Annotated in this window: 3 protein-coding genes; all 3 read right to left on the bottom strand. The window is 38.7% G+C overall.

From position 1 onward, the window contains the following. A partial coding sequence (locus ACFIKX_RS09735; RefSeq protein WP_375629144.1) for a hypothetical protein occupies positions 1-504 on the bottom strand: 504 nt, incomplete at its 3' end. 11 nt (positions 505-515) lie between these two features. After that, positions 516-833 (bottom strand): hypothetical protein, encoded by a 318-nt coding sequence (locus tag ACFIKX_RS09730; protein WP_375607465.1) that lies wholly within the window; start codon positions 831-833, stop codon positions 516-518. A 12-nt stretch (positions 834-845) separates the two neighbouring features. Next, positions 846-1,206 (bottom strand): phage antirepressor KilAC domain-containing protein (locus tag ACFIKX_RS09725; RefSeq protein WP_375629147.1); only part of this gene is annotated, 361 nt, incomplete at its 5' end.

Genomic DNA, 1,206 nt, shown 5'->3' with positions numbered 1-1,206 from the left:
AATCCAATCTTCACAACGTAAATCCGCATCACCGTAAATTTTTACATTTCCGTAAATGTGTGTATTACCGCCAACTTTTGCATTTCCATAAACGCTTGCCTTATCGTAAACATATGCTTCATAATAAACATGAGAATTGCCATAAACATGTGCATGATCAAAAACTTTAGCGTCACCGTAAACGTATGCATCACCGTAAATTTCTGCATAATTGTAAACTTTTGCTTCATCAGAAACGAGTGCATCTCCATAAACCCGCGCATCACCATAAACATAGGCATAACCGGAAATATGTGCATTTTGATAAACACGAGCATTATCATAAATCCTAGCATAATCTCCAACCCAACAATCGCCCCCATGACTAAGATTGCCTTCCTTTTCAATAAAACCGCCAAGGTCACCTTTTTTGACATTTCCAAAATCTTTTAATGCACGTATGCGGTAAAGCGTGCGTCCGCCAACTTCATCCATTTCATCAGTCAATTCGTATTTTTTTTCCATGATTTATCCCCCTACCTTAAAATAGCGTCACTTCCATAAAATGCTGTATCGCCGGCTACTATGGCATTACCACGAACTTTTGCGTTATTATAAACTTCGGCATCATCATAAACCTTCGCATTTTCAGAGATATATGCATTTTGATAAATACAAGCATTGCCTCCAACCCAGCAATTATCATCATGGCTAAGATTCCATTCACTCTCGACAAAGCCTCCAAGGTCGCCTTCTTTGACATCATCAAAATCTTTTAAGGCGCGTATGCGATAAAGCGTTATTCCATCAATTTTGATTGTTTCATCAGTGAGTTTATATTTCTTTTTTATCATGATAACCTCCTCTTAATGCATGCTTTGTCTTTTAAGCTCTTGAGACAGCACACCAATTCCTTTTGCTGTGACTTTTGCGCAAGGAATGACTTTTTCTATTCCACTCGCGGTTTGAAGCGTGATGGTTGAACAATCCATAAGTTGCTTTTGGATTTTATCTTGATACGGTAGCAAATTCCCACCCGCTGCACGTCTGTAAATCCACCCTTTTTGCTGTAAGAATTGAATGAATTGTTTTGGTTGCATCTCGAGTATTTTAGCAGCTTCTGTAAGACCAAAGAGCCCATCATGGCGCTGTAAGCTTTCAAGAGCCATGGCTTTTGGTGTTAAATCTTCAATGATGGTGTCTTTTTGATCTATTTGACCTTGTAGG

It is taken from the genome of Bartonella sp. CM86QHHN, from assembly GCF_042194695.1.
Taxonomy (GTDB): domain Bacteria; phylum Pseudomonadota; class Alphaproteobacteria; order Rhizobiales; family Rhizobiaceae; genus Bartonella.
The sequence above is the reverse complement of the archived record's forward strand: the minus strand, read 5'-3'. Positions and strand labels throughout refer to the sequence as shown.

Bases quoted from the DNA above. Each gene is read 5' to 3' on its own strand.
- ACFIKX_RS09730 (WP_375607465.1), bottom strand. From the start codon at position 833: ATGATAAAAAAGAAATATAAACTCACTGATGAAACAATCAAAATTGAT.